Here is a 21,681-nt window from a genome sequence, read left to right on the forward strand (position 1 = left end):
CCCTCTTAGTTTGCTTCAGACTTAATAATTGGTGTTTCGCATTTAACGTCGGCATTTTGAGCACGATGACGCATAACATGATCCAACAATGTAATCGCTAACATCGCCTCAGCAATTGGCGTTGCACGAATACCAACACAAGGGTCGTGACGACCATGTGTCACTACCTCAATTTCGTTACCGAAACGATCAATACTCTTGCCAGGTAGGCGCATGCTTGATGTTGGTTTCAAAGCAATGTGAGCAACAATATCTTGCCCCGTAGAAATACCACCAACGACACCACCAGCATTATTGGAAAGAAAACCTTCAGGAGTCATCTCATCGCGATGCTCAGTACCCTTCTGCTCAACGGAATCAAAACCTGCACCGATTTCCACACCTTTTACTGCATTAATACTCATCAGAGCATGAGCAATTTCAGCATCAAGACGATCAAAGATTGGCTCACCCAAGCCCGGCATCATTCCTGTCGCGATCACCGTGATCTTTGCACCGATCGAATTACCTTCTTTGTTGATGTCTTTCATGTACTCTTCCATCAACGGAATTTTATCCGCATCCGGGCAGAAGAAAGGATTTCCCTCAACGATAGACAGGTCAACATTCTCAACTTTAATCGGGCCTAGTTGAGACAAATATCCCTTAATTTCGATGCCAAAAGCCTGACTTAAATACTTTTTAGCAACAGCGCCCGCAGCGACACGCATCGCTGTTTCACGCGCAGAGGAACGACCACCGCCACGGTAGTCTCTAAAACCGTACTTCTGCGTGTAGGCATAATCGGCATGTGCAGGACGGAAGGTATCAGCAATATTTGAATAGTCTTTTGAGCGCTGATCAGTATTTTCTATAATCATACCGATCGATGTCCCTGTGGTTTTTCCTTCGAAAATGCCACTCAAGATCTTTACTTCATCCGCTTCGCGACGTTGCGTGGTGAAGCGCGAAGTCCCGGGTTTACGACGATCTAAATCGTGTTGAATATCTTCCTCAGAAATCTCTATTCCTGGAGGACAACCATCGATGATACAACCGAGTGCCTTACCATGACTTTCGCCGAAGGTGGTTATCGTAAATAACTTTCCGAAGGTATTACCTGACATCGTATAACCCTTTCGTTTTGCTTATTCTTTAACGGCTTGAAGTTGGTCTGCCGTGAGCATAAATACACCATGCCCGCCGTGCTCAAATTCAATCCACGTAAATTCTAATTCTGGGTACGCCTCTTCTAGCGCAACCCAACTATTTCCAACCTCAGCGATCAGGACGCCTGATGGCGATAAATATGAAGCAGCCTGACGTAACATTTCTCTTGTGAAATCCAAGCCATCATTGCCTGATGCGAGACCCAGCATCGGCTCTTTGCGATACTCGTCCGGCATACTGCCAATATCTTCTGCATCGACATACGGAGGGTTAGACACAATCAAGTCGTAAGTGTGATGATCTCGCTCACTTAGCGCAGAAAAACAATCTGACTTCATGGCAGTAACGCGATCCTGCAGGGCAAACTTCGAGATATTCTTATTGCATACCTCTAATGCGTCTTCAGAAATATCTAATAAGTCAACTTGAGCCTCTTCAAAAAGAAGTGCCGACGCAATACCAATACACCCACTACCTGTGCAAAGGTCCATAATGCGTTGCGGTTCATCCAATAACCAAGGAGAAAAACCATTCTCAATGAGCTGTGCCAGCGGACTGCGTGGCACGAGAACGCGGTCATCAACGTAAAATTCTAGGCCACAAAAGTAAGCTTTGTTGGTCAAATAAGCCAAAGGAATACGTTGATCAATGCGCGCATTGAGATTCTTAGTGAGGCGAAGAATTTCTTCATCCGTCACACGACAAGCCCAAAGTTCACGGTCAAAATCCCATGGAAGAGACAAGGTTTGTAAAACTAATGCGACAGCTTCATCCCACGCGTTATCTGTACCGTGACCAAAATAGACATCACTGCTATTGAGCCGCGTAAAGCTATATCGAATAAAGTCTGCAATTGTGTGTAGTTGCGCCGCCACAACATTGCCTCAAGGTAGAAAAACCGCGCAATTATATAGGGAATGGAGCCAGAGTGCTAAGCATGCTGGCTACTGAAGCGTAAAAACTATAAAAAAGAGGCCTCAATCTAAGAGATATAGATATAGCCATTGGCTAGCGTCGAGAGAAAGTGGCTTTTGGCCTAAACGGCCCATCGGTCGAAATTCAACGTTTTCAGCTTTCAAACCTTGGGCATAGATATCTTGCAGCAAGGGCTTTGCGAAGGCTTCGGCAGCGCCCAAAGCTTCAACTTGCGTTTCACCCTCAACACTCGAATAAGCCAAAGCAACAACTTTAGCGCCTTCGGTTTTCGTCAAATAATCATTTAGCGCATCCGCATTGAAATGCTTTAGCATCGAATCACTGACCAATAAACCGCGCTTCATGTCTGCGACTAAATCTGCTGGAGGCGCCGCGGAGAAGCTCAGATATACCATATTCTCGCGACGAACATTTTCAACAACGTAAACACTAAGCCAGCCTTGCTCTACACCATCATCAACCTTCCCAACTAAGTAAGATTGATTGTTGTCTCGCCCCGCAAGGTTTCGAATACTGAACACTTTGTTAGCCCAATCATTACTCGATCCGCAGTTACGCTCGGCACATTCAAATTCAATTTTTCCCTTTGATGAAAGCAAATTTCGGTAGTAACTTAAGACCTTATCGCGACTCGAAAAACTCGCAACACGGTATAAATAATTAGTTCGACTACCTTCGAGGCTAGTTTGGCGGTCAACACGTAAACTATTGCTCACCCGTTTAATGCTACTAAGAGGAAACGGATGCAAAGCAACGTCCTGTTCCGATTTCGAAACAAACTCCAAGCCCGGCGCCTCAAAACTAAATTGCTTCGCATGCGCTACTTGTACTAGCGCAATCGAAAGCATAGAGACCAAAAACACGTGTACATTCATCCAACTTGAACGAGCCAACCTGTTTTGCATTCACTAAACCCCTTTGGTTCGATGTAGTTACTCAGTGACAAAGTCACCGACTAATTGAGCTGTCAGCGCAACGTCACCTTCCATATGGAAGTGATGCCCGCCGTCTACTTGATGCTGCGTTAACGTTTTTATATACGCAAGCCGCTTCTTAATAGCTTCATATTGCTTGAAATAACCATCCGTTCCAACAAGCAATAGCACAGGACATTCGATGCCTCCCATTATTGCCTCAACCTGCGCTTCAGAAAATCGCAAAAGTGATGGCTCTAACAGCCTTGGATCAGATGACCACGTCCAACCACCTTCCACCTCTATCGTGCCCCGCTCTACAAGAAGTCTTGATGCAGGCATAGAAATCTTACCGACCCCTGCCGTTCGCGCGCGGGCAGCCACTTCTTTAGTAGGATAAACATTAAGCTTTGAGTTTCTCAACGAGGATGCACGCTTCACCGCTCTTTTGAGTTGCGGCAACACATTTTCAATTTCATCAGTCAGCGGCCCTAAGCTATCTAGCAACACCAAATGCTTAACTCGTTCGGGCACTGAAGCAGCAACTAAGGTCGCGATAATGCCACCCATGGAATGACCAACGATATCGAAATCACTTCCTTCAGAAATACTATCAACAAACGCCAAGACATCGATCGTATTATCAACAAGGTGATATTGAGCTGACTTATCGCGATGCTGTGACTTCCCATGACCAGGCAACTCCAATGCATACACAGGACGCCCCTCTAGTTGAAGCCTTTCGAGCATAGGCTCAAAGGCCGCCGCATTGTCTAGCCACCCATGAAGCATGATCACAGGCCGGCCCTGCGTTTGTCCGTTATGGAAGCCCGCAAGCGTCAATCGCTCAGTTTGTTGAGAAAAGTGCTGATAATTCAAAATACACTTACGCTCTTGCATGCGTGAACAGAGCGTGGAAATTTTCCGCGGTTTTCTTGGCCACTTCCTCAACAGAAATACCGCGCAACTCGGCTATAAACTCCGCCACTTTAGGAACATACTTTGGCTCATTAGGCTTACCGCGAAACGGAACAGGCGCTAAATAAGGTGAATCTGTCTCAATTAGCATATGCTCAAGCGGAATCGACTTAGCGACGTCTTGCAGCTCAACTGCATTCTTAAACGTGACGATACCACTAAACGAAATATAGTAACCGAGTTCAATCGCGCGTAAGGCCATATCGAGATCTTCGGTAAAACAATGGAGCACGCCAGCAACACTAGGGTCACCATGTTTTGCAATAATCTCTAAGGTATCTTCTTTTGCATCTCGCGTATGGACGATCACAGGCTTGCCACATTGCTTGCTTGCCTCTAGGTGTCGAATAAAGCGTTCTTGCTGAAGCTCTTTTTTATCTTCGCTGTAGTAGTAATCTAACCCCGTTTCACCAATCGCAATGACCTTTTCTCGCTTAGATAGCTCTAATAAACGCTCAACGCTCGGTTCTTCGCCCTCATAACTTGTTGGATGAACACCGACCGAAGCATAAATATTATCAAAGGAGCTTGCCGCGCCTAACACATCTTCGATGTGCTCAAGATCAATCGCAACACAAAGCATTTCACTCACACCTTCGTCACGAGCTGCAGATATGGCATCTGCTAATCCACCCTCATATTTCTCAAGCTTTAATCGATCTAAATGGCAATGGGAATCTATAAACATAAGTACTCGAATACACACAAATAATGCGCGCCAGTGTAACGCGAACACAAAAAAGGCGCATCATGATGTGCGCCTTTTTTTATTTACAAAAGAACGAATTACATACTGTGGGTCGGACGATCCGAACTTAATGCCCCAGCTAATTCCTTCTCAATAATATTTTTTGCTGTTTCGTCTTCAGCACTAAACTGAACGCCAATACCTGCTGCGCGATTTCCTTGCGCACCTTTTGGTGTCACCCAAATAACCTTACCTGCTACCGGAATTTTTTCAGGCTCATCCATTAGATTGAGAAGCAAAAACACCTCATCACCCAGGTGATAGTTTTTGCCTGTCGGGATAAACAAGCCGCCATTTTGAATAAATGGCATATACGCAGCATACAGTACTGCTTTATCTTTGATCGTTAGCGTTAATATACCGCTACGCGCTCCGAACCCAGCTGACATAATCGTTTTAAATTCCTGAAAAATAACGTCTATTTTTGAAGTATAGGGCAATGACGCATTTCTGCGAGTGAAATTAGCGCAACATTATCGAGAACTTCGCATTAGGTCTTGCCATAGAATAATCAGCGACTCACAAAGAAGCTGCGGATTGGGGTTTGTGCTTCCCATCAATAGACGCAATTGCACCAAATGCGCTTCGCGCAATTCAAACAATACGGAAAAACCCGCCTTGCCTGCCAAATACTTAAGCATTGCAACGCTATCAGCGTTTAAAAAGACGCTCTCATCTTCCGTCGAACTAAAACGAATCATTTGCTCGATCCATTGAATCAGCCAAACGAGTCGATCCTGCAAATAGTCATCCGCCCATGACTCAGCCAAATCGCTGACTGTTTTTTTACGCTTAACGGCCGCACCAAGCCCTTCAATCATAGTTTTTTGCTGACCCCAAGCGTCTTGCTCAATAAATCGCATCGCTGTAACTGGCTCGCCATTCGAGATACTCAAGCATGAATGAACAACATCAGAATCTGCAGCAGGCAAACTCTGCATTAACCACGATAAAGCATCTTCATGTGAGGGCGGCTGGATGTTTAAGATCTGGCAACGAGAACGAATAGTTGCCAATACAGCTTCTTGACGCTGCGCAACGAGAAATATAATCGTATCGCCTGCTGGTTCTTCAAGCGTTTTTAGTAAGGCGTTTGAACCGGCGATATTTAAGTCTTCGACCGGATTGATCACCGCAACCTTATGTCCGCCACGCATGCTAGACTCGCTAACGAAATCAACCAAGCTTCTCACCTGAGAAATTTTAATTTGCTTTGCGTCCTCTTCTAGCTCAAGAGACATAAAGTCGTTGTGGCTCCCTGCCTCCATCAAATGACAAGCTTTGCACTGTCCGCAGGGATAACCAGAAGCAGGCGATTCACACAGCAATGCCCTAGCTAGAGTATGCGCAAGCACATCGACACCTAAGCCTTCTCCGCCTGATAACATAACCGCATGAGGTAATGCGTCTCTTTTTTCTAAATCTGAGATTGTCTCGACCAACTCAGCATGCCAAGGCATGATATTCATAATTCACTACTCTAAAGACAGATCCGCATTGTATAGTTTTTTGTGCAGCTCGCGAGTACGAATGGCAAGATATTTTTTTATATATGTCGGCAAAGCATCACTCACACGCTTATAAAAATTGATCGGCGTTTCACCGCGCAAACGCTCGACGCGAAAAACTCGCAACACTAACAAACAACGCAAATAGCGACGTTCAACGCGAGTTAAACTTCTCGAATATCGTCCAAGATATAAATAAAGCATCGTTGCGGCGGATAACACAGAGAGAATACCAATAAGCAAATACACTAAATGTCGCCAGCTAAACTCACCCAACATACTTTGAAGCAGTTTTTTTTGATCAGCCTCTCCATACCCTAAGACAAAACGCTGCCAACGATAATTGATTGCATCACCCTGCTCAATCAGCCAGCGTAACGCACCCACTCGATAACCGATTGAAGCTAAATAGTTATCCTGAAGAAAAGTTCCTTCCGCCTGTACTGCTGCCGCAAGCCCGAAAGACAAGCGATCTGGCGCCACATAGGCTGTCGGATCAATACGCAACCAACCATGCCCTTGAACATAGGCTTCAACCCAAGAATGCGCATCATATTGGCGAATCGTCCAGTGCCCTGCACTCTCGTTAAATTCTCCGCCTTGGTATCCCAAAACAATCCTTGAAGGAATACCCGCCTCACGCAGCAAAAAAGCCATGCTACTTGCATAGTGCTCGCAAAAACCAAGCTTTGTATCGAATAGAAAACCATCGACTGTATCTTGCTCAAGTAATGGCGGCTTAAGCGTGTATGCAAAACCCTCAGAAGCATAAAAATCCAGTATTTTAGATATCAGTTCGATTTCGGTGGTACCATCGGATAAAAAGCGAGTCACTAAGTCACGAGCGCGTGGGTTTCCATTAGCCGGCAACTGCACATCCTGAAATGAACTAGATACCTTACGTGATACATCAGGCAAAGAAGCAATTGCCGTACCCTCGTAGGAACTTGCCACCCCATCTATTTTCATTCGGTATGGTGTTGGAGAGTTAAGAGAGTAGTTAAATTCGCTGATCCCCATCCCTATAGAAAATACGTTTCCTGATGCAGATTCTGAACCTGCCAATGCGAGAGCCCATCGGTTGTTATGCGGCTCCAGGATCACATCATAATATGGCGTACTCACAGATTGCGGCTGATATATCTTTTGTGCCTGAACTGAAGCAATGCCAGCACGCCCTCGCTCCACCAAAAGCGCTTCACGATCACGCGACCAAGCATCACCATCGAATCGATCTAAAACAAGCGCTCGCCAATACAAGGTTTCTCGCTCTGGCTGCAAACCAAAGAATGTGGCACGAAATGCCGTTTCCGCGGACTGAGTGAGATCGGCAATAGCACCAGGACGAAGTGTCTCGCTGAGCCCGGTTTGTGCAGAACTTGTTTTAATTGGCATCGACCACAGTGGCGCAATTCTAGGAAAAAACATGAAAAGACAAATTGCCAACGGAAACGCCAAAGAAACAATCTTCAACACTCGTCCAATTTGAGAGCGCACGCTTCCTATCACACTATCGTTAATACGCATGAGCAGCGCCAAACAAAAGAGAAGTGAGCAAAACTGCAGCACCACATGCATGATACCTTGCTCAAACAGCATCGATACTGCGCTTAAATATAACATCACATAAACGAAAATGAGCACATCCCGCTGAGAACGCAACTCTAGTGACTTCATACAACCGACTAACAAGAGAAACACAGCTGCCATTTCAACGGAATAATCCAGTCGATAGTCAAGGAAGAAAACAATGAATGACGCACTGAGAACAATCACATTTAACAAGCGCTTACCAACCAGACCTGGTAATGCAACTAAAGCGATAAACAGGGCGATGCACGAGAAGAGCCATATTGGCGCGATCGATAAAAATGACACGGCCTGAAGCAGCATGACACCAACAACTCCGTGCCGAATGCCGTTTAATTCAAGAACCTCAGTTTGGGATACTTGCACTTCGGCCATTAAGCACACTCCGCCAAAGCCCTCAAACAGCGTCGCAAATGCAGCTCGCCCTGCTCTTCGCCAACACTTACATTTGGCAAGGATAACGAAAACGGAAGACGACTTTCATGTAACTCAAAAACATCGAAACACAAATAACTCAGCGCCAACTCCTTACCAAAGCGCATATATGAGTCATACTCAAGATGGACAGGATCCGCGCTAAGAAGCTCTGGCGAGCGAACTATTAGCTCATCACGCTTAGCAAAATGCTTCCAGAGAATTCTTCGAACATTATCGCCCTTATCATAAGCCTTAACATTATCGAGCTCTTGCCCCGAGATCTGCCCCGATCCTGAAACCGCATTGCGCTCTAGGCTTGTATTTTCGGGTGACGGTAAGGGTCTAGGATAAACGTACACAGCTTCGTCAAACCACATCCATGTCCATGCTCGAACTAAACCGAAAGGAAAGTATGTTTGAAGACGAATACCTGATAACGAGTGCACGCCTCGTTCAAATGACTGAGTCTGAACCTTTACATCGAAACTCTGCTCCATATGCCATATCGATTCTGGCCCTACTTCAAATGCAGCATAAAACCCAGAACGCTGCTTACCCGCCGTATCTGCAACGACATTTACTGTGACCTTTTCTCCAGCCTCAACCGGTAACATTTCGCTGAGTCGCAAAGTCAAACCTTGCATATTAAAAAAACAAAGCCAAATCGAGACTGCAAACACGCCACCCAACATGAAAACGAACAAATAAATAAGGCTGCTCTGATAGTTGATCGCTGTGATTAGCATCACTAGCAACATCAACAGAAAGAAAAAACCCTGCTTACTCGGAAATATATAAATATTCTTTTGGGTAAGAAGGTACTCGGAGCGCCTTTGCGTACGACGTTCAAGCCAACGCCTAAATAGCTTTTTTATTGTCATTCTCCAATTTTTTTAACTGCATCTAATTACAGCATAAACACCTAATAAAAGAAGCATATAAATAGCGCGTCAACTTGCAATAAACGAGACTTGGGTAAATACTCATGGGGCATTCACATAGAAGTAAAGACTTTATGATTGATCGTCTATCTCTTCGCTCTTTAGGAAAAAGCGCGTTCATTACAGTCGCAGGAAGCGTCTTCGCAATTAGCTCAAGCGTTCAGGCTGAAGTTAAGTCACTAACGAGCTCAGAATTAACCGATACGTACATTGAAGACTCTACGATTATTATCACCCCGAAAAAACAAAGTAATCTGAGCCAACAGAGAACAATTTCAAGTGTCACAATTGCGCCATATGAAGGTGAAGACACCGACTCTGAGTTACTGATCGAGCAGGAAGAATCTCAAACAGGCTTGATTAACGCCGTTGCTCTTGATGAGGAAACCCTGAGAAACTCTTCGGTTGATGCTGTATTTATCCCTGAGATTGAAGTTGACATTCCCACCTATGAGGAGATCAACACTCAGCCGGTTGCCGATATTCTTGGTGATGAACGATATCGTCCACCTGAAGGTGACTTCGACTTCTCATACATTGGTGATGACTTAGCACTTAGCCGACAGGGCGATAAGCTAACGTTCTCTATTGGCAACCTGCCAGGAATTGATCAAATTAATATCCCTGAAGCGGTTCAAGACGGTGGTCCAGTCGAATTAATTCCCCGCCCAGGCGGTGGCTTCGACCTCACTATTAATGTACCAGAAAGCCAATAACACCAAAGATTCAAATACAATCAGTTAAAAAGGGAGTCATGACTCCCTTTTTTTACGCCTAAATATTTTAGGCAAAAAAAAAACCGCTTCAGTTTCCTGAAGCGGTTTTGATCTGCTAATGCAGAATTGGCATCCCGTAGGGGAGTCGAACCCCTGTTACCGCCGTGAAAGGGCGGTGTCCTAGGCCTCTAGACGAACGGGACATAAACCTTTTTGACAACTCGCAATTTATTGCCGTTGTTGTGAACTCTTTTCCTTCATCTCACCAAACTGCCTAGATGTTTGGTGGAGCCAGACGGGATCGAACCGTCGACCTCAACGCTGCCAGCGTTGCGCTCTCCCAGCTGAGCTATGGCCCCATCTGCGATGAGTGCCTCACAACGGGGGCGAATGTTAAAGAAGCCCCCTTGGTGAGTCAAGCGCTTTTTTGAACTTTTTCGAGATTATTTTTGATCGCACAATCATTGATCAATTTCTCAAAAATAACGCTTTAAAATTAGCCTGCTAGGACGTTTTGCAGTGCAGCAAACTCTTTCTCAACACGCTTACCTTCTTTCTTGGAGAACCCGTCCAAAACATTTAAGGCATGACGCAATCGCGCTCGCGTCATATCCGGTCCAAGCATGGCCATCGACTCAACCACAGACCACGAATTAGGCGTTCCAGCAATTGCCACGAATAATGGCTGCATGAAATCACCCATCTTTATTTCCATTGCTTTTGCCAAGCTTTTTACATCACCAAATATATTGTCTTTGTTCCAATGACGCTGCGCCTCAAGCGTCCACAAAGCAAACTGGAGCACACGCTTCACCTGCCCTTCTTCTAATTTTTTATGCGCAAAGTCGTCTTTAGAAATATTCAGCATTCCTGAGAACATAAATCCAGCAAGTGGCGCAATATCAGCAAAAGTTTCTACTCGACCTTGAACATGCTCAAGCATTGGCTTCACATAATCTGAGTTAAATGCCCATTGCTGAGCACGCGCGGCAAAGTCTTCGGCTGAAAGATTTTCTCGAATCCACAGACCATTTAACCAACTAAGTTTTTCAACATCGAAAATTGGTCCACCTAGTGAAACGCGCTTGATATCGAATGTTGCGATCATTTCATCAAGCGAGAATTTTTCGGTTTCGTCGGGCAATGAATAACCCATACGGCCAAGGTAATTTGTTAAAGCCTCAGACATGAAACCAGCCCGTTCATAATAGGTGATACTGGTAGGGTTCTTACGCTTACTCAATTTACTCTTGTCGGGGTTACGCAACAAAGGCATGTGACATAGGGTTGGCATATCCCAACCAAAGTACTCATATAGAAGCTGATGCTTTGGCGCAGAATTAATCCACTCTTCGCCACGAATCACGTGAGTGATTTCCATTAAATGATCATCAACAACATTGGCTAAGTGGTAGGTTGGCATTCCATCACTTTTTAACAGGATTTGAGCATCTACTTGCGCCCAATCAATCTCGATCGTGCCGCGCAACATATCATCAATGACACATGTACCTTCTTCTGGCACCTTCATACGAATAACATGAGGCTCGCCTGCAGCTAAACGCTTCTCGACTTCATCTGCTGGCAATTCCAAATCACCTTTAATACCGGGATTCAAACCAGCTGCTTTTCGTTCCTCACGAATAACATCTAACTCTTCAGGTGTTCTGAAGCAGTAGAAAGCCTTACCTTCTTCAACCAGTTGTTTCGCATACGCGCCGTAATCATTTTTTCTCTCGCTTTGGCGATATGGTCCATGAGGACCGCCAACATCAGGCCCTTCATCCCAATCGAGACCTAACCAACGTAAAGCATCAAGAATCTGCTTTTCTGACTCTGGCGTGGAACGCGCCTGATCCGTATCTTCGATACGTAAAATAAACTTGCCGTTATGTTGCTTCGCGAAGCACATGTTAAACAGTGCGATATAAGCAGTGCCGACATGCGGGTCGCCTGTTGGAGATGGAGCAATACGGGTACGTACAGTTTGAGTCATTAAAATTTCCAGTCGTTCAGTAAATAATATGGGTGGTTAAAAATTCTTTCGTTAGCTTATCGACTAACCGTAACCACCAACAAAAGGGTTTGTTTTAATTTCTTGTCCAATCGTAGACATAGGGCCATGACCAGGAACAAAAGAAATCTGATCACCCAAAGGCCAGAGCTTGCCGCGGATAGACTTACATAAAGTGTCGTAATCTCCCTTCGGGAAATCAGTTCGACCGATAGAGCCTTGAAAGAGAACATCTCCGACGAACAACAATTCGCTCGGACGATGATAAAAAACAACGTGACCCGGCGTGTGGCCTGGGCAGTGCAAGACTTCTAGAATTTCCTGTCCGATCTCGACAGTATCACCCTGCTCTAACCACCGATTTGGAGTAAAGGATTGAGCTGGCGCAAAGCCAAACATCTGAGATTGCTGAGGCAGCATATCAATCCAGAATTGGTCTTCTTTGTGCGGCCCCTCAATGGGAAGGTTTTGAGATGTACTCAATTCCCCTACCGCACCAGCATGATCGATATGCGCGTGCGTCAAAATAATCTTATCTAGTTTAAGACCAAGCGCATCAATACGTGCCTGAATTTTAGGTAAGTCCCCGCCTGGATCTACAACCGCAGCAGACATCGTCACATCACACCAAACAAGACTGCAGTTCTGCTCAAATGGCGTAACCGGAACAATTTCGTATTTTAATGCCATTACAGCGCCTTTCGTTCGAAATCAGAGAATGAAGTTTGTGCGAGGTATTATCGACAAAGACCTGTTAATATCAACCGGCTTCTAACAACAAATTCATGGGTATTCTTCATGCAGTTCACACCTAAACGTATTCTTACAAGCATTGCGCCTGCTTTTATATTATCGATCACGCTTGTCGGATGTTCATTTGTTGATACGGTGCCCGGCAGTCAGAAGGTGATCATTAGCCACGACACGGCAGAATGTAAGCGCATTGGCGAAACCGAGGTAAAAGTACTATCCAGTATTGCTGGCATTGATCGTGACGAAGATACAATGGCGCAAGAGCTTTCAACACTAGCTCGAAATGCCGCCTACTCAAAAAAGGCGAACACCATTACTCCCATCTCAGAAATTGAAGACGGCCGTCAAACTTTTGTTCTTTACCGTTGCCGCTAACGACTAGACAGTTAATAGATACAAAAAAGGGCGTAAAGTATTCACTTCACGCCCTTTTTATTTACAGCGTAAAACCTCAAGTATTATCAAGCACAACGCGATACCGCGCTTTGCCATCTCTCAAATGTTGAATGGCCGCATTGATATCAGACATCGGGAACATCTCAACCTGTGGTTCGATGTCATGCCTTACCGCAAACGCTAGCATCTGATCAATCGTTGCAGGACTCCCTACTGGCGAAGCCGACACAGACTTTTGTCCCATTAGCAGTGGAAAGACAGCTAGATCGAGAGGCTCTGTTGTCGCTCCCACAAAATGAAGTCGGCCTTTTGGAGCTAAACAGGCAATGTAAGCGTTCCAGTCTAACTTCACGTTGACGGTAGAAATAATAAAATCAAACTGGCCCACCGCCCGAGCAAGGTCTGCCGCAGAACTAGAATTAATCGTTGCATGCGCCCCCAAAGCTAAGGCTTCTTCTCTTTTGCTGTCAGAACTTGTGAAAGCGGTAACTTCGCATCCCCACGCGTTTAAAAACTTCAGACCTATGTGCCCTAAGCCCCCTATGCCGATGACGCCAACCTTGTCAGTCGGTTTAACATCAAACTGAACTAGAGGGTTATAAACGGTAATACCACCACATAACAAAGGCCCTACCTTAGGCAGGTCCATGCCCTCAGGAATTTCTACAACACTCGCCGCGCTCGCAACGACTTTGTCACCAAATCCGCCATCTCTGTTGACGATCGTGCCTTGAGCTTCTGCACATAAATTCTCATCTGCACTTCGGCAGCTTTTACAATGACCACAATAGTCAGAATGCCAACCAAGCCCTACATTTTTACCAACTAAGGTATCGTCAACTTCCGCGCCAACGCTTGCAACACGGCCAATGACTTCGTGCCCTGCTACGATAGGGTACACAGACATCCCCCAGCTGTTGTCGAGCATGCTCACGTCACTATGGCAAATACCGCAATACATCACGTCAATTTCAACATCATTCGCACCTAAAGGTTGAAGTTCTCTCCCTACTTCAACCAACTTTCCGCCTGCGGTCTCTGCTGCATACGCTCTATACATAAAAGATTCCTTTGATTAAACCCAGCGTTAAATACGCGTCATTGCTTAGATTAGATTCCAAACCTTAGTTGATGTGATGATCCGTTTCCATGATAGCTCCCTTCAAGTTAATTGATTTAGATCCAGCATATTCGAAAAGCTCAGCAAGCTATGCCTGCGCTTACTAAGCTCTTTGGGCAGTTTACTAATTAGGAAATCCCCATGCGCATTAACGAACCCGTTACTCAAAACGAGCTTGAATATGACCAGCACGCTCGCATTGTTTCAACAACCACGTCTAAAGGCGTGATCACATACGTCAATAAAGACTTCGTTGAAATATCAGGGTTTACCGAAGAAGAAGCGCTTGGGCAAGCACGCAACATTGTTCGTCATCCAGATATGCCACAAGCCGCGTTTCAATCGCTTTCGGACGCAATGGCGGATCAAAAATCGTGGATGGACATCATTAAAAACCGTTGTAAAAACGGGGATCACTATTGGGTCGATGCTTTCGTGATGGCTAATGCGGATGAAACTGACGGTGAAGCTCACCTGCAAAGCGTTCGATTCAAGCCAAGTCGTGATCAAATCAGTCGCGCTACGCATGCTTACAAGCTAATTAATGAAGGTAAACAGCCCTACCATCTATAGCACCCTAAACATTGGCCAATCGCCTATGAATTGAATGCAGCGACCACGACCCTACTACTTCCTATTGCCATTTTTTTGGCCATCACACATTTTTTAATCGGAGCCGCTTCCACAATCGCTTTTCTTGGAGTGATGACACTTTTTAATTTTTTCATCACACTCAACATACGACAAGCAGCGAAAGAATCAGCAACAACCTATTCCGACACACTCGCGCAGTATATTTATACGGGCCGTTTGGATGAACTAGGCAGTCTTGAGCTTAGTAAAATATTTATGCGCAATAAGTTAGAAACCGCCCTTTGGCGAGTGGTGGACAGCACCAAAAACGTAGAAGATGGTGCGCGATTATCTGCGAATATGGCGAGTGATACAGAGCAGCAAACAGCACGTCAGAAACAAGAACTTGAGCAACTTGCCACCGCTATCAATGAGATGTCGACATCTATAACAGAGGTCTCACAGAACACCCAAAACGTGAGCAGCCTAATGCAATCGGTTCAAAATAACGTCGCGCAAGGCTCAAGCCAAGTCAATGCAACGCAACGCAACAAGTAGTCGGAGAACTGGCTTCGAAGCTCTCAACAACCTCAGAACAAATCAAAAGTATCAGTAATACCAGCCAAGAAATTTCAACACTGGTTCAATCGATTCATGGCATTGCTGAACAAACCAATCTACTGGCATTAAACGCGGCCATAGAAGCCGCCCATGCAGGCGAACAAGGTCGTGGCTTTGCCGTCGTAGAAGATAAAGTGCGGAATTTAGCGAGCAGCACAGCAACCACAACAGAGCAAATTCAAGCAGCTATTGCGGCGATACAAGAAGGCGTCGATGTCACTGTCGATCTAATGAATCAAACCCTTGAAAGCTCAAACACCACTACTCGTCAATCCACAGAGGCCAAAGAAGCGTTAGCAGAAATCACAAATCTGACTGAAGAAACCCTTGCGGCAATGATTCAATCTGCCTCGGCAACAGAACAACAAAGCATGGTATATGAAGAAATTAATCAGAACGTTCACACAATCCAAGACTCAGCGGTACAAACGTATGACAACGCGACAAAAGCACAGACTATTCAAGAGAAGCAATTTACAGAAGTAATGAAACTCACCAAGCTTGCGAATGACTTCACCTCGTGAATTGTTCAGCAACGAAACAATGCGATGAAAATTCGCACAGCAATTAGAACAATTGTGAACACTACCGAGCTCAACAAAAACCTCATATACACTTAGGTCACAGGTTGCCAGAAACATGCGCCAAACTTTTGACACCGCAATCTGAAACTTGATAATCAGCTAAAATAATTAAATATAAACAATTGTTTTTAATAGCTATTTTCAACTCTGTACATGGTTTTTGCTTTAAACACACCATTGCAAAAACAACACTATTTTTCTCGGAGATTGAACATGCTTACTATCGTAGCTTCTAACAACACTGAAACAGTTAAAACAACTCAAGTTCAAAATGAAATGAAAGGTGAAGAGCTTCTTCTAAGCTACCTATTATGGGAAAACAAATTTGAAGGTGATGCTCACGATACTTTCGAAGACCCAATCGACGTATTTCTAACATCACAGGGTGAAAAGCCGCTAAGCCTAGCGTAAACATCCTTTCATAGTCTCTGAGAATGCAGAGCCACAGTTTCATTGTGGCTCTCTCAAACCACTTTCAACTCAGCGCCCCGCACTTTCCTCTAAATTCTGAATTAACGCTCTCACACAATCAGGCACTCATTACACTTTCGTGCACTTACTCTCAATATCAATTTATTCTGGCTTAAGCACTGCGCCGCCAATAATTTTACCAGTCCATTTATCTTTCATTGCTTGTTTAACATTTTCCAAGTCATAAACACTTGAAACAAACGGCTGAATATCACCATTTCGTACCCATGACATAATCTGTGATAAGCGTTCTTGTCGAATAGATGGATCTTGCTGCGCGGATATGACAGTAGGACAGCCCAAGACTTTGAGCCCTTTCATCATAATTAAGTTAGTGGGGAGCATATTCGCATTAGGCGCTCCACGTTGGCCTTTTCCTTTTGCGACAAACGGCGTTGATGCCCAACCAACAATAAGAAACCGCGCTCCGAACTTTACGCAACGCATACTCTCAAGCGATATATCCCCACCTACGCCATCGTAAACCACGTCGACCCCGGCACCATTGGTAAGTGCTTTCACTTCATCTCTGAAGCGACTCACACCGAAATCAGGATCAGATGATGAAGTATTAATAACCCAATCTGCACCCTGCTCTTTAACCACTGCCAATTTTTCATCACTGCGCCCAGTTGCAATGACCTTAGCGCCTAACAACTTGGCCATATGCAACGCAGCTAAACCCGTTGCGCCTGAGGCGCCATGAATGAGAACGGTCTCACCAGGCTTTAATTCGCCACATTTTACGAGGCAGTGATAAGCAGTCTCATAACTTCCTAAAAGGTTACACGCTTGTTCAAAGCTGAAACCCTCAGGAATTGCTCTAACAGCTTCAGCAGGTGCAACCGCGTAGTTAGCGAACCCTCCATATTGCTGATACTTTCCCGGAGATCTTGGTCCGGTCACAAACCCATCTACAAATACGCGATCACCAATAGACAAACCCTCTGCTTTCGCCTCTTTACCAGCCCATTCAATCACCCCGCTATATTCTAAGCCTGGGGTATATGGTAAAGGCGGCATATGCTGATACTGTCCGCTTGTCATGAGTAGATCGACCCAGCCAAGCGCGGCAGCTTTCACTTGAATCAATACATCATGACTTACTAGATCTTGTACATTGGGTTTTACTTGAGAAACCAAATGTAAGTTCTTCTCGACACCTTTAACGGGGTCTTCAGCAAACTGACTAATTTGAGCACAGCGCGGGTTGGATATTGGTTCGATGACGGCCACAGATACACCTATTTTTTTATTATTTATAAAAATTCTTCAACGTAATTCTGCCAACGTTTGACGCAAAAACAAACACTTAGAGCATCAGAAATATTGAACGCAAAATAATTTCATCTTTTTATTTGCATAACCAAAAATCTGTACCAGTATTGGGTTGCTGATGTTATTCATGCGTCAGCAATAGAAAGACTTTCATGGATACTACTCGCACTTATTGCCGGCTGTGCATTGCACAACCGGCCTTTTTTTGCATGCATATTCTTAACTTACTCAAGCTTATCTTCCGAAACGTAATATTCATTAAAATCTAGCGTCTTTTGCGCTCTAAATGCTATCTAAGTAGACATTTCAGGCCTTACCAACTTTACAAACTGTTACATCGCTCGTTAAAGTGCAGAAAAATGAGTGAGTAGTTTATGAGCAGTAACGACCAATCAAACGATAAATCAGCGCCGGTGATTCACCCCAAATTGGCATCTGTTATTCATCAAGTTAAGTTGCAACGCAAAAGCGCTGCATCGCTATGCATCAGCCATGATGAAGCGATCGGTTTACGCGGATTAGATTCAAAGGCGAAAGGTTTTTTCGTTCGTCGCGAACATCTTGACCCAAAAACATCACACACAATCATCGACTGTCGTTCACTCAGCTGGCAAAACGATTGCCCTCGATCTATAGACGGTCTTGACCCTACAGACAAAGCCGACAAGTTCTTTTGCCCGCAATGCAAACAAGACGTCTACTGGTCAAACAGTAAAGCTGAGCGCAATAAGCATGCGCAACTCGGGAACAACATTGCATTTGCCGTAGACCTCCCAGTTAAGAGACAAGCACCTTCAGTCAAACGTCAAACATCCGACAAATTCGGAATGAACCTGATTCGCTCAATACTTACCAGCAACACACAACTGCAAATTCAAAAGCGTCAGACTGGAAGTGCCTCCCAAGCAATACTGAATGACATTGTTGCAAAGCTTAAGCGCTTTCAAGCACAAGTTGATGCTGGCATCCGTAATTCCGAAACTGGTCTGAGATTGAGTCACTACCAAATTCATGAAGATCTGCAAGATATTGAGCTAGATCTCGCTTATAGACATATGCTTGCCGCCGAAAACGTGCAACGCTTGGTAAATCAAATCCCTCAATTTGAAGCCTTACTTGAAAGTGAGCAAAGCGCTTCAAATTTGCCACTAAAACAAGAGACTCATCAAGGCGACAATCAAAAGGCAACGGTGATAGAGTTTCCATCGTAAAGCGTCCACGATCGCTAGAGTCACGCGTAGATAAAAGACATATGGAATATTAATAAATGTCGATACAACTTAGGTGTCTCCTGACTATTTTCGCCTTAATACCATTGGCGTCCTGCGTCACACCAAGCACACAAGCGTCTAATGAACTAGCCCAAACCCGCATACAAACTCCCACCTTTGATGAAACGCATTTCATTGCGCAAGACGGGTACAAACTTCCTTTTAAAAGCTGGCCAGCTGCAGAAGAACCTGAGCGTATTATCCTCGCACTACACGGTTTTAATGATTACTCAAATGCCTTCAGTGGGCTCTGCGAATTCATGACTGATAAACACTCTACAAAAACCCTTTGCATGGCCTATGACCAAAGAGGATTCGGTGCGACAGAACAAACCGGTATCTGGCCGCAAAAAGGAAAGCTACAGTCTGACTTAATGACAATGAGCAAGTCACTAAAACTGCAATATCCAAATGCAGAACTTTATCTTGTTGGTGAAAGTATGGGCGGCGCCGTCATTATTTCTGCGCTCACTCAAAATAACGACAAGACCTCGCATATAGATGGAATTATCTTACTAGCCCCTGCAGTCTGGGCACGGAGCACTCAACCCTGGTATCAGCGTTTTGCGCTGTTTGTCGCCGTACATACATTCCCTGGCTGGAAACCTACAGGTGAAAGTCTTGGTGTGGTTGCCACCGATAATGGTGAAGCGCTGATCGCGATGAGCCAAGACCCTCTCGTTATCAAAGAGACGAGAATTGATGCTATTTATGGATTAACTAACTTGATGGACTTAGCGCTTGAGAACGCGTCAGCAATACAAACACCCGCCCTCGTACTATACGGGCTCAAGGACGAAGTCATTCCTAAAACACCTACTTGCGAAATGCTCAAACGAATGGAAAGCCAAGTTAACCATCAGCTTAAACTTTATACCAATGGCTACCATATGCTAAGTCGCGACCTACAAGCACCGCGCGTTTTCAAAGACATGACAGCATGGATGGATGACCAAAACGGGTTTGAATCATCCTCGATTGAAGAACTCTATTGCGAGCAGTAAATGCTTAGCCTTGCTTAGCGGTCAGTTTAACCTGCATAGAGGTATAGCCTTTCACGAAATTCGATTGGACATATTCGGGCTCTGATAACACTTCTATATCATCAAAGCGTGATAGCAACTCTTCCCACAGGATCTGAAGTTGCATTTCAGCCAGTCGATTCCCCATGCAACGATGCACGCCGAATCCAAAAGACAAATGTTTGCGTGCATTTTTACGGTCGATGATGAATGCATCTGGATTCTCAATCGCACGCTCGTCCCGATTCCCCGACGCATACCACATCACGACTTTGTCGCCTTTTTTAATCGTTTGACCATGTAACTCAACATCTTGCGTCGCGACCCTGCGCATATAAGCTAAAGGCGTCTGCCACCGAATGATTTCACTAACCATATTAGGTATCAAACTTGGATCAGCTTTTAGTTTTGCTAACTCATCAGGGAACTGATTCAACGCAAAGACACCGCCAGTCATGGAATTACGCGTTGTGTCGTTCCCACCGACAATCAATAAAGCCATGTTCCCTAAAAACTCCATAGGTCGATCAATCATGTCTTTCGTGTTTTCATTGGTTAGCAGCAAACTGATTAAATCAAATCCCGGAGACTGACCTGACTTCAAGCGCGCCTCTTTTTCGCGCCATAGCTCCGAGAAGCCCTTTGCCATGGCACCAGCAACTTCGAAGGCTTGAGCGGGATACCCCGTCCCACCGGTGGTTTCGGGAGATGCTGCAGCCACGTCAGACCAGAAAGCCAATTTACGACGTTCTTCGTAGGGGAAATCCAATAAAGTTGCCAACATGCGGCTTGTTAACTCTATTGATACGCAGTCCACCCAATCAAAAGGCTCATCTACCGGCAAGTTATCAAGCACATCACAGGTTCGCTGACGAATTAAGGACTCCATTTCCTTTAAATTCTGAGGAGCAACAACGCCTTGAACAGCTTGTCGTTGAACATCATGTTTAGGGGGATCCATCGCAATAAAGGTTTGAATTTCGATACCTTCAGGTTGCGGGCCTATCGATATAATAGGTTCGGCAGAAAAAAGCTCATGATGCTTATCAACATACATAATGTCTTCGAAACGTGTCACCGACCAAAAAGGTCCAAATGGACTGTTCGCTTGATAGTGCACCGGACTCTCATCTCGTAGACGTTGAAAATACTCCAACCACCGCCCCTGTCGAAACAAAAAAGGATTGCTGACATCAATTTCACCCAATGAAAGATCAGCAACAGGAGGAATTGGGGTTTCAGTAAATGTCGGAATAGCGCGCGCTAAACCCAAACGCTTTTTGAATTTTTGAAAGGCATGCGCTCCCTTAATTTGCAGATGCATAGGAACAAGCGCGGTACTCTTTTCAATCACAGGCTCTAACAGTTTCATTGGTCTTTTACCTTCGTTGCACTATGTGACATTACATCTGGAATTCAGGAAGTTTGACGACCATCCCGTTGTCATCAGCGCTAAGTCGAACCTGACATGCAAGTCGTGATTCTTCTCGTTTCTCTGGCGCCATATCTAGCATTTGAGCTTCTTCTAAATTGATTTCACCCAATTGATCACGCCATAGTGGGTCTATAAANACGTGGCACGTGCCGCACGCGCATTCCCCACCACAATCCGCATCAATACCCGGCACCATATTTTCGGTCGCCACTTCCATTACAGACTGCCCATTCTCATAACTTAGAG

The 21,681-nt window shown here is 45.0% G+C and carries 23 protein-coding genes and 2 tRNA genes; 8 read left to right on the top strand and 17 right to left on the bottom strand.

Translation table 11 applies throughout. The annotated features are described in order from the left end of the window. Positions 1 to 5 precede the first annotated feature (5 nt). The 9 genes from aroC to A3739_RS10575 form a co-directional block, all read right to left on the bottom strand. Positions 6 to 1,106 carry a chorismate synthase gene (gene aroC, locus A3739_RS10535; protein WP_068476680.1) on the bottom strand — a complete coding sequence of 367 codons (1,101 nt, stop codon included), beginning with the start codon at positions 1,104 to 1,106 and terminating at the stop codon, positions 6 to 8. A 21-nt stretch (positions 1,107 to 1,127) separates the two neighbouring features. After that, on the bottom strand, positions 1,128 to 2,024 hold the full coding sequence (gene prmB / locus A3739_RS10540; RefSeq protein WP_068476678.1) for a 50S ribosomal protein L3 N(5)-glutamine methyltransferase: 897 nt from the start codon (positions 2,022 to 2,024) through the stop codon (positions 1,128 to 1,130). A gap of 102 nt (positions 2,025 to 2,126) precedes the next feature. After that, entirely contained in the window at positions 2,127 to 2,990 is an 864-nt protein-coding gene (locus tag A3739_RS10545) for a DUF4892 domain-containing protein (RefSeq protein WP_068476676.1), read from the bottom strand. Positions 2,991 to 3,017: 27 nt separating this feature from the next. Then, complete coding sequence (locus A3739_RS10550) at positions 3,018 to 3,899, bottom strand: alpha/beta fold hydrolase (protein ID WP_068476674.1); 882 nt, start codon at positions 3,897 to 3,899, stop codon at positions 3,018 to 3,020. After that, entirely contained in the window at positions 3,886 to 4,665 is a 780-nt protein-coding gene (locus A3739_RS10555) for a TatD family hydrolase (protein ID WP_068476799.1), read from the bottom strand. Before A3739_RS10555 ends, A3739_RS10550 begins: the two co-directional genes overlap by 14 nt. Positions 4,666 to 4,763: 98 nt before the next feature. Continuing rightward, positions 4,764 to 5,114 carry a PilZ domain-containing protein gene (locus A3739_RS10560; protein WP_068476673.1) on the bottom strand — a complete coding sequence of 117 codons (351 nt, stop codon included), beginning with the start codon at positions 5,112 to 5,114 and terminating at the stop codon, positions 4,764 to 4,766. Positions 5,115 to 5,198: 84 nt separating this feature from the next. Next, positions 5,199 to 6,194 (bottom strand): DNA polymerase III subunit delta', encoded by a 996-nt coding sequence (locus A3739_RS10565; protein WP_068476670.1) that lies wholly within the window; start codon positions 6,192 to 6,194, stop codon positions 5,199 to 5,201. Positions 6,195 to 6,200: 6 nt separating this feature from the next. Continuing rightward, a complete protein-coding gene (locus tag A3739_RS10570; protein WP_068476668.1) occupies positions 6,201 to 8,198 on the bottom strand; it encodes a DUF3488 and transglutaminase-like domain-containing protein in 1,998 nt (665 codons plus the stop codon). Next, positions 8,198 to 8,986, bottom strand: a complete 789-nt coding sequence (locus A3739_RS10575; protein WP_231876648.1) for a DUF58 domain-containing protein — start codon at positions 8,984 to 8,986, stop codon at positions 8,198 to 8,200. Before A3739_RS10575 ends, A3739_RS10570 begins: the two co-directional genes overlap by 1 nt. 239 nt (positions 8,987 to 9,225) lie before the next feature. Here A3739_RS10575 and A3739_RS10580 point away from each other — a divergent pair, with 239 nt between their 5' ends. Then, the gene (locus A3739_RS10580; protein ID WP_156493480.1) at positions 9,226 to 9,897 is read left to right on the top strand and encodes a hypothetical protein; all 672 of its coding nucleotides are present in this window, start codon (positions 9,226 to 9,228) and stop codon (positions 9,895 to 9,897) included. 127 nt (positions 9,898 to 10,024) lie between these two features. Here the strand turns inward: A3739_RS10580 and A3739_RS10585 are convergent. The 4 genes from A3739_RS10585 to A3739_RS10600 all read right to left on the bottom strand — a co-directional run bounded on the left by A3739_RS10585 (position 10,025) and on the right by A3739_RS10600 (position 12,601). Beyond that, positions 10,025 to 10,100 (bottom strand) — tRNA-Glu (locus A3739_RS10585). A gap of 80 nt (positions 10,101 to 10,180) precedes the next feature. Continuing rightward, a tRNA-Ala gene (locus tag A3739_RS10590) sits at positions 10,181 to 10,256 on the bottom strand. Between the two features lie 137 nt (positions 10,257 to 10,393). After that, positions 10,394 to 11,893, bottom strand: a complete 1,500-nt coding sequence (gltX, locus tag A3739_RS10595; RefSeq protein WP_068473793.1) for a glutamate--tRNA ligase — start codon at positions 11,891 to 11,893, stop codon at positions 10,394 to 10,396. A 63-nt stretch (positions 11,894 to 11,956) separates the two neighbouring features. Next, entirely contained in the window at positions 11,957 to 12,601 is a 645-nt protein-coding gene (locus tag A3739_RS10600) for an MBL fold metallo-hydrolase (protein WP_068473790.1), read from the bottom strand. 108 nt (positions 12,602 to 12,709) lie between these two features. On the opposite strand from A3739_RS10600, the gene A3739_RS10605 reads away from it, so the two are divergent. Continuing rightward, positions 12,710 to 13,039, top strand: coding sequence for a DUF4156 domain-containing protein (locus A3739_RS10605; RefSeq protein WP_068763552.1), 330 nt, complete (start codon positions 12,710 to 12,712; stop codon positions 13,037 to 13,039). A gap of 76 nt (positions 13,040 to 13,115) precedes the next feature. On the opposite strand, the gene A3739_RS10610 is transcribed toward A3739_RS10605, so the two are convergent. Then, positions 13,116 to 14,120: an NAD(P)-dependent alcohol dehydrogenase gene (locus A3739_RS10610; RefSeq protein ID WP_068476664.1), complete on the bottom strand. Its 1,005-nt coding sequence runs from the start codon at positions 14,118 to 14,120 to the stop codon at positions 13,116 to 13,118. A gap of 201 nt (positions 14,121 to 14,321) precedes the next feature. Here A3739_RS10610 and A3739_RS10615 point away from each other — a divergent pair, with 201 nt between their 5' ends. The 4 genes from A3739_RS10615 to A3739_RS10630 all read left to right on the top strand — a co-directional run bounded on the left by A3739_RS10615 (position 14,322) and on the right by A3739_RS10630 (position 16,369). After that, on the top strand, positions 14,322 to 14,753 hold the full coding sequence (locus A3739_RS10615) for a PAS domain-containing protein (protein ID WP_068476662.1): 432 nt from the start codon (positions 14,322 to 14,324) through the stop codon (positions 14,751 to 14,753). A 132-nt stretch (positions 14,754 to 14,885) separates the two neighbouring features. Continuing rightward, positions 14,886 to 15,311: a methyl-accepting chemotaxis protein gene (locus A3739_RS10620; protein ID WP_068476660.1), complete on the top strand. Its 426-nt coding sequence runs from the start codon at positions 14,886 to 14,888 to the stop codon at positions 15,309 to 15,311. 8 nt (positions 15,312 to 15,319) lie between these two features. Next, on the top strand, positions 15,320 to 15,898 hold the full coding sequence (locus tag A3739_RS10625) for a methyl-accepting chemotaxis protein (RefSeq protein WP_082869158.1): 579 nt from the start codon (positions 15,320 to 15,322) through the stop codon (positions 15,896 to 15,898). A 273-nt stretch (positions 15,899 to 16,171) separates the two neighbouring features. After that, positions 16,172 to 16,369: a hypothetical protein gene (locus tag A3739_RS10630; RefSeq protein ID WP_068476656.1), complete on the top strand. Its 198-nt coding sequence runs from the start codon at positions 16,172 to 16,174 to the stop codon at positions 16,367 to 16,369. A 162-nt stretch (positions 16,370 to 16,531) separates the two neighbouring features. On the opposite strand, the gene A3739_RS10635 is transcribed toward A3739_RS10630, so the two are convergent. After that, the gene (locus A3739_RS10635; protein ID WP_068501283.1) at positions 16,532 to 17,665 is read right to left on the bottom strand and encodes an NADPH:quinone oxidoreductase family protein; all 1,134 of its coding nucleotides are present in this window, start codon (positions 17,663 to 17,665) and stop codon (positions 16,532 to 16,534) included. Between the two features lie 416 nt (positions 17,666 to 18,081). Here A3739_RS10635 and A3739_RS10640 point away from each other — a divergent pair, with 416 nt between their 5' ends. Next, positions 18,082 to 18,918, top strand: a complete 837-nt coding sequence (locus A3739_RS10640) for a hypothetical protein (protein ID WP_068473614.1) — start codon at positions 18,082 to 18,084, stop codon at positions 18,916 to 18,918. A gap of 56 nt (positions 18,919 to 18,974) precedes the next feature. After that, positions 18,975 to 19,982: an alpha/beta fold hydrolase gene (locus A3739_RS10645; protein ID WP_068473611.1), complete on the top strand. Its 1,008-nt coding sequence runs from the start codon at positions 18,975 to 18,977 to the stop codon at positions 19,980 to 19,982. Positions 19,983 to 19,986: 4 nt separating this feature from the next. On the opposite strand, the gene A3739_RS10650 is transcribed toward A3739_RS10645, so the two are convergent. Next, positions 19,987 to 21,372, bottom strand: coding sequence for a cytochrome P450 (locus A3739_RS10650; protein ID WP_068473608.1), 1,386 nt, complete (start codon positions 21,370 to 21,372; stop codon positions 19,987 to 19,989). A 31-nt stretch (positions 21,373 to 21,403) separates the two neighbouring features. Beyond that, positions 21,404 to 21,681, bottom strand: a 278-nt coding sequence (locus A3739_RS10655) for a 2Fe-2S iron-sulfur cluster-binding protein (protein WP_068501285.1), incomplete at its 5' end; no start/stop codon positions are given.

The organism is Oleiphilus sp. HI0067, assembly GCF_001635735.1.

Bases quoted from the DNA above. Each gene is read 5' to 3' on its own strand.
- aroC (WP_068476680.1), bottom strand. From the start codon at position 1,106: ATGTCAGGTAATACCTTCGGAAAGTTATTTACGATAACCACCTTCGGC.
- A3739_RS10545 (WP_068476676.1), bottom strand. From the start codon at position 2,990: ATGCAAAACAGGTTGGCTCGTTCAAGTTGGATGAATGTACACGTGTTT.
- A3739_RS10550 (WP_068476674.1), bottom strand. From the start codon at position 3,899: ATGCAAGAGCGTAAGTGTATTTTGAATTATCAGCACTTTTCTCAACAA.
- A3739_RS10555 (WP_068476799.1), bottom strand. From the start codon at position 4,665: ATGTTTATAGATTCCCATTGCCATTTAGATCGATTAAAGCTTGAGAAA.
- A3739_RS10560 (WP_068476673.1), bottom strand. From the start codon at position 5,114: ATGTCAGCTGGGTTCGGAGCGCGTAGCGGTATATTAACGCTAACGATC.
- A3739_RS10565 (WP_068476670.1), bottom strand. From the start codon at position 6,194: ATGAATATCATGCCTTGGCATGCTGAGTTGGTCGAGACAATCTCAGAT.
- A3739_RS10570 (WP_068476668.1), bottom strand. From the start codon at position 8,198: ATGGCCGAAGTGCAAGTATCCCAAACTGAGGTTCTTGAATTAAACGGC.
- A3739_RS10575 (WP_231876648.1), bottom strand. From the start codon at position 8,986: ATGCTAATCACAGCGATCAACTATCAGAGCAGCCTTATTTATTTGTTC.
- A3739_RS10580 (WP_156493480.1), top strand. From the start codon at position 9,226: ATGGGGCATTCACATAGAAGTAAAGACTTTATGATTGATCGTCTATCT.
- gltX (WP_068473793.1), bottom strand. From the start codon at position 11,893: ATGACTCAAACTGTACGTACCCGTATTGCTCCATCTCCAACAGGCGAC.
- A3739_RS10600 (WP_068473790.1), bottom strand. From the start codon at position 12,601: ATGGCATTAAAATACGAAATTGTTCCGGTTACGCCATTTGAGCAGAAC.
- A3739_RS10605 (WP_068763552.1), top strand. From the start codon at position 12,710: ATGCAGTTCACACCTAAACGTATTCTTACAAGCATTGCGCCTGCTTTT.
- A3739_RS10610 (WP_068476664.1), bottom strand. From the start codon at position 14,120: ATGTATAGAGCGTATGCAGCAGAGACCGCAGGCGGAAAGTTGGTTGAA.
- A3739_RS10615 (WP_068476662.1), top strand. From the start codon at position 14,322: ATGCGCATTAACGAACCCGTTACTCAAAACGAGCTTGAATATGACCAG.
- A3739_RS10620 (WP_068476660.1), top strand. From the start codon at position 14,886: ATGACACTTTTTAATTTTTTCATCACACTCAACATACGACAAGCAGCG.
- A3739_RS10630 (WP_068476656.1), top strand. From the start codon at position 16,172: ATGCTTACTATCGTAGCTTCTAACAACACTGAAACAGTTAAAACAACT.
- A3739_RS10640 (WP_068473614.1), top strand. From the start codon at position 18,082: ATGAGCAGTAACGACCAATCAAACGATAAATCAGCGCCGGTGATTCAC.
- A3739_RS10645 (WP_068473611.1), top strand. From the start codon at position 18,975: ATGTCGATACAACTTAGGTGTCTCCTGACTATTTTCGCCTTAATACCA.
- A3739_RS10650 (WP_068473608.1), bottom strand. From the start codon at position 21,372: ATGAAACTGTTAGAGCCTGTGATTGAAAAGAGTACCGCGCTTGTTCCT.